Origin of the sequence: Nocardia sp. NPDC060220 (assembly GCF_042727815.1) — a bacterium.
Lineage (GTDB): Bacteria > Actinomycetota > Actinomycetes > Mycobacteriales > Mycobacteriaceae > Nocardia.
Genome location: NZ_JBHWZY010000506.1, coordinates 1 through 5,116, shown reverse-complemented (window position 1 = coordinate 5,116; position 5,116 = coordinate 1). Strand labels below are relative to the sequence as shown.

The 5,116-nt window shown below is 69.3% G+C and carries 6 protein-coding genes; 1 reads left to right on the top strand and 5 read right to left on the bottom strand.

Annotation, left to right across the window (positions count from 1 at the left end; genetic code table 11):
- Window positions 1–545 (bottom strand): MFS transporter (locus ACFWF3_RS23635; protein WP_379315307.1); only part of this gene is annotated, 545 nt, incomplete at its 3' end.
- Between the two features lie 84 nt (window positions 546–629).
- Between ACFWF3_RS23635 and ACFWF3_RS23630 the strand changes: the two genes are divergently transcribed.
- The gene (locus ACFWF3_RS23630; RefSeq protein WP_378992558.1) at window positions 630–1,112 is read left to right on the top strand and encodes a MarR family winged helix-turn-helix transcriptional regulator; all 483 of its coding nucleotides are present in this window, start codon (window positions 630–632) and stop codon (window positions 1,110–1,112) included.
- A 39-nt stretch (window positions 1,113–1,151) separates the two neighbouring features.
- Here ACFWF3_RS23630 and ACFWF3_RS23625 read toward each other — a convergent pair whose 3' ends face one another.
- The 4 genes from ACFWF3_RS23625 to ACFWF3_RS23610 form a co-directional block, all read right to left on the bottom strand.
- Window positions 1,152–2,300 (bottom strand): LLM class flavin-dependent oxidoreductase, encoded by a 1,149-nt coding sequence (locus tag ACFWF3_RS23625; protein WP_379315306.1) that lies wholly within the window; start codon window positions 2,298–2,300, stop codon window positions 1,152–1,154.
- The gene (locus ACFWF3_RS23620; protein ID WP_379315305.1) at window positions 2,297–3,106 is read right to left on the bottom strand and encodes a DUF1684 domain-containing protein; all 810 of its coding nucleotides are present in this window, start codon (window positions 3,104–3,106) and stop codon (window positions 2,297–2,299) included. Before ACFWF3_RS23620 ends, ACFWF3_RS23625 begins: the two co-directional genes overlap by 4 nt.
- On the bottom strand, window positions 3,103–4,470 hold the full coding sequence (locus ACFWF3_RS23615; protein WP_378660444.1) for an NtaA/DmoA family FMN-dependent monooxygenase: 1,368 nt from the start codon (window positions 4,468–4,470) through the stop codon (window positions 3,103–3,105). Before ACFWF3_RS23615 ends, ACFWF3_RS23620 begins: the two co-directional genes overlap by 4 nt.
- Window positions 4,467–5,116 (bottom strand): LLM class flavin-dependent oxidoreductase (locus ACFWF3_RS23610; protein WP_379315304.1); only part of this gene is annotated, 650 nt, incomplete at its 5' end. The genes ACFWF3_RS23615 and ACFWF3_RS23610, both read right to left, overlap by 4 nt.

Sequence of the window (5,116 nt, the reverse complement as noted above, 5' to 3'; positions counted from 1 at the left end):
ACCATGATCAGCGCGACCGCGGGGATGTTGATGCCGAAAGCCCACCGCCAGGAGAAGCCGGCCAGCCAGCCGCCGAGCAGCGGGCCGAGCGCCGCGGCCGCGCCGATCGTGGATCCCCAGATCGCGAAGGCCTGTCCGCGAGCCTTTCCGGTGAATGCCGCGTTCACCAGGGCCAGCGAGGTCGGCAGGATCATCGCCCCGCCGACGCCCTGCAGGAAGCGGGCCGCGATGAGCAGGCCGCCACTCGGTGCGAGCGCGGCGAGCAGGCTGGTGGCGCCGAAGACGACCAACCCGATCAGGAACAGCCTGCGTGCGCCGTAGAGATCGCTGAGTCGACCGGCGACCAGGAGGAGCGCGGCGAAAACGATCGCGTACGACTCCTGGATCCATTGCGCCTGAATCGAGGTGATCGCCAAGTCCTCGACGATCGGCGCGAGGATCACGTTCACGATCGTCAGGTCGACCACGATCAACGCGACGCCGAGTGAGACGGCGATCAGCCCCAGCCACAAGCGCAGCGGTGGAGTCTCGGTTTCTGTCCGCACTATACCTCCGTCATGAAGTTACTTTACGATGAAGGTAAATGGCGGGCCGGTAAGTTGTCAATCGGTGATCGACGAGAGGACGAGATGGTGGAGCAGACATCCGGCGATGTCGCGATGCGGCGGCAGCGGCTCGCCGCGGGGCTCATCGACTACGGCGCGAGCTTCACCGAACTGGGCCGCCGATTCGCGGAAACGCTGGGCGTGCACTCCACCGACGCCTTCGCGCTGATGGAGATCGCGGCCGCCGAACACGCCGAAGAACCGCTGTCTCCCGCGCTGCTGAGCAAGCGGATCACCCTGACCTCGGGGGCGATGACCACCCTGCTCAACCGGCTGGAGCAGGCGGGATACATCACCCGCAGCCGCGAGCACACCGATCGCCGGGTCGTGACGTTGCGGTGCAGCGCGAACGCTCGACAGCTGGCCGACGAGTTCTTCCACCCGATCAACGCCGAGCAGGACGCGATCCTCGCCGAATACGAGCCTGCCCAGCTCGCGCAGTTCGAGCGGTTGCTCGAGCGATTGCGCACGGCGATGGACCCCGGACAGCCGAAGGGCGCCCCGTAGTCGAGTCGACGTTGCGGGGCGCCCGAGGGGGTAGGCCGGTCAAGCCGCGCGGGCGGCTCGCAATCCCCACGCGTCGGCCAGCAGGCGGTGTGATTCGAGCCGGTCGGCGTGGTCGTGGGTGATGGTGGTGATGAGCAATTCGTCTGCGCCGGTAACCCTTTGGAGGGCCTCGAGCCGCTCGACCACGGTGGTGGGCGAGCCGACGATCTGCGAAGCCAGGCGGTCGTCGACGAGGCGGAGTTGATCCGGAGTGAGCGGGGACGCTGTTGCGGGATCGGGGTATTCGGCCGCGCCGCCGCTGCGGATGCTGTGCACCCAATGTCCGTACGTGCTCGCGAGGTGGCGGGCGGTGTCGTCGTCGGCCGCGGTGACCACGTCCGCCGAGACGATCACGTGCGGTTCGGCCAGCTGCGCCGACGGCCGGAACGCCGCCCGATACGCCTCGACCGCGTCCAGCGCGGACCCTGGTGCGACGTGGTAGGCGGCCGCGAACGGCAATCCCGACTTGCCCGCCAGCTCGGCGCTTTCGCCCGCCGAACTGCCGAACAGCCACAGCTCGGTGTCGATGCCCTCGCCGGGAACGGCGTGCAGCTCGACACCACCCGGGGTGAAGTAGCGGCCGTCGAGGAGCGCCTGCACCTCGGCCACCTGGTCGGCGAAGTCCAACGACTCCGCGCCGGGCTGCTGCAGCGCCTCGGCCGAGGCCAGGAACTTCGTGCGGTCGGTGACCCGGCGTGGATCGAACGGTGGCGGCACCACCACACCGTCACGCACCTCGGTCCGGCCGGTGACCGTGTCCACTATCGGGTGCCCGCCCTTGGTGGTCGTGGCCGCGGCGCCGAACTGGCTGCGCCGATGCCCCGACCGGCCCAGACCCAGATCGAGTCGTCCCGGGTACAGCGCGTCGACGGTGCCGAAGGCCTCCACGATCGAGGCGGAGGTGTGATGGCCCACCTGCACCGCGCCGGTCCCCACCCGGATACGCGAGGTCGCCGCGGCGACCAACCCGAGCAGCGTCAGCGACGACGAACTCGCCACCGACACGAAATGGTGTTCGGCCAGCCAGTATCGGCGATACCCCCACTGCTCGGCCTGCCGGGCGAGGTCGACGGTATTGCGCAGTGCCTGTGCGGCACTGGACCCTTCGCTGATCGGTGACAGATCGAGAATCGACAGCGGCACGCTCATAGCTTCGGATCCTGTTCTCCCGCTTCGATCGCCACGCGCAGCCGGTTCTCACGGGGGGCGACAGGGCAGGTGGCGAAGTCGGTGAACGCGCACGGCAGGTTCACCGCCCGGTTGAAGTCGAGGGTGACGGTGCCGTCGGCCTCGACCGCGCCGAGGGCGAGCGAGCGGGCGGCCGGGTAGGTGGTGACACCGCTGGTGGCATCGGTGAACAGCACCTTCAGGTCGTCGGGGGTGCCGAAGGCGAGCAGTGCCTCGTGGCTGTCGCCGATGCGGAACTCGATGATTCCCGCGGCGCTGTGGTGGTGCTCGAGCCCGTCGACCACGGCGCCGGTGGTGACGGTGCGTGCTTGCCCGAACGCGGTGAAACGCCCGGTCACCACCCAGCGCGGATCGGCCGGGTAGGCCGCGACCCCGGTGAACGCGGTCAGTGTCGGCGTGGCCGGATCGTGCACCCGCACCGCGTACTGTCCGGAGCGCCGGATCACCTCGAGGACCCTCTCCTCGTTGAGCACGCTCACCCCCGGGGCGCCCTCCACGGGCGTCACGATCTGCACGCCGCCGATCCGCTCGCCGTCGACATCGAGCCGGTCGGCGGGCTGCGCGGTGATGAACACCTTGTCGTCGGTGACCCACCAGGTGCCGGGGACGCCGTCCAGGCGGGCCGGGCTGTCGGTGAGCCAGTGCAACCCCGCCAGGCTGAGCCAGCCGAGGGGATCGCGCAGGCCGTCTTCGCGGGCGTTATGCCAGCGCGCCCAGTCGTCGGCGAATGTCGTGGTGGGGGTCGGGTTCTCGACGGTGATCGTCATGACGCGCGTGCTCCTTCGGCGACGGTGTGGTGGTGGGGGTGACGCAGACCGAGATGGTCGCGCAAGGTAGTGCCGGTGTATTCAGTGCGGAAGCTGCCGCGTTCCTGCAGTTCGGGGACCACGGTGTCGACGAATTCGTCGAGCCCGCCGGGTGTCAGGTGCGGGACGAGGATGAAACCGTCGGACGCGTCGGACTGCACGTACTGGTCGATCTGCTCGGCGACCTGGGCGGGTGTGCCGATGAACTGCTGGCGGGCGGTGACCTCGATGATGAGTTCGCGGATGCTGAGGTCGCCCGCCTCCGCCTGTTCACGCCACGCCTTCGCCACGGCCAGTGGATCTTTCGTGTGCCGGACCCGGCCGCGGGTGATCTCCGCGGCGGCGTCGGGCTCGACATCGGGCAGCGGGCCGTCGGGGTCGTAACCGGAAAGGTCACGGCCCCAGACCTGTTCGAGGAAGGCGATCGCGGTCTGCGGGCTCACCTGCTGGTAGCGGATATCGCGGGCCCGTTCGTGCGCCTCGTCGGTGGTGTCACCGAGGACGAACGTGGCCGCGGGCAGCACCAGCAGATCGCCGTGTGCGCGACCGTATTTCGCCAGTCGGCCCTTGACGTCGGCGTAGAACTTCTGGCCCGCCTCCAGAGTGCCGTGCCCGGTGAAGATCGCGTCGGCGGTCTTCGCACCGAACTCGCGGCCTTCGTCGGAATCGCCTGCCTGTAACAGCACCGGATGCCCCTGCGGGCTCGGCGGGACGACGAACGGTGCCGCGAAGTCGAACTGTGAACTGCGGAACGCGGTATCGGGAATGTCGCGGGCGAAGATCCCCCGCTCGCGATCGATCACCAGCGAGTCGGTGGGCCAGCTGTCCCACAGTGCCCTGGTCGCGGCGACCACCTGTTCGGCCCGCCGATACCGCTCACCGTGTTCGAGGTAACCACCGCGCCGGAAGTTCTCGCCGGTGAACGCGTCCGAGGAGGTGACCACATTCCACGCGGCCCGGCCGCCGGAGAGGTGATCGAGCGAGGCGAACTGCTTGGCGACCTCGAAGGGTTCGTTGTAGGTGCTGTTGATGGTGCCCGCCAGTCCGAGCCGCTCGGTCACCGCCGCCACCGCGTTGAGCACGGTGAAGGTATCCGGCCTGCCGACCACATCCAGGTCGTGGATCTGCCCGCGATGCTCGCGCAGCCGCAATCCCTCGGCCAGGAAGAAGAAGTCGAACAGGCCGCGTTCGGCGGTGCGCGCCAGATGCTCGAAGGACACGAAATCGACCTGCGATTTCGAGGCCGGATCGGCCCAGACGGTGGTGTTGTTGACGCCGGGGAAGTGCGCGGCGAGGTGGACTTGCTTGCGTGGTTTCGAGGTCACCGCGCTGCTCCTGTCGTGGCGTATCGGCTGAGTGGACGGGGGAGACCGAGGCGCTCACGCAGGGTCGCGGTGGTGGTGGTCGGCGCGAGCGCGGATCGATGGGTGGTGAGCTCGGCCAGCGAGGCGTGCAGGGCCAGCGGTCGCAGGACCACGCCGTCGACGGCGTCGGCGTGCGTGATCTCCGTGAGGAGATCGTCGAGCGCGGCGGCGGTACCGACGTGGTGGAATCCGAGCGGCGGGTGGTCCGCCGCCCAGCGATCGAGCTCGCGCACCTCGGCGAGTGCGGTGTCTGCCGAATCCGCCAGGTGCACAGGCAGATCCAGCAGGATCTGCACGGTGCCGGGATCGCGGCCCTGCGCGGCGATCGCCGCGCGCAAGGCCGCGCGATGCGCGGCGGCGGTCGCGAGATCGGGGGCGCTGACGCGGATGATGTCGGCTCGGCGGACGGCGACCTCGGTCGACTCGGGGGTGTCGGCGCGGACCGTGATGACGGGTCGGCCCTGCGGCGAGCGCGGGGTGATCGACGGGCCCTTGACCGAGAAGTTGTCGCCGGCGAAGTCGATGTAGTGCAGGCGGTCACGGTCGATGAACCGGCCGGTGGGTACGTCGCGGATCTCGGCGCCGTCCTCCCAGCTGTCCCACAACC

Excerpts from the sequence above, each read along its gene's own strand:
- ACFWF3_RS23625 (WP_379315306.1), bottom strand. The coding sequence starts at position 2,300 with ATGAGCGTGCCGCTGTCGATTCTCGATCTGTCACCGATCAGCGAAGGG.
- ACFWF3_RS23620 (WP_379315305.1), bottom strand. The coding sequence starts at position 3,106 with ATGACGATCACCGTCGAGAACCCGACCCCCACCACGACATTCGCCGAC.
- ACFWF3_RS23630 (WP_378992558.1), top strand. The coding sequence starts at position 630 with ATGGTGGAGCAGACATCCGGCGATGTCGCGATGCGGCGGCAGCGGCTC.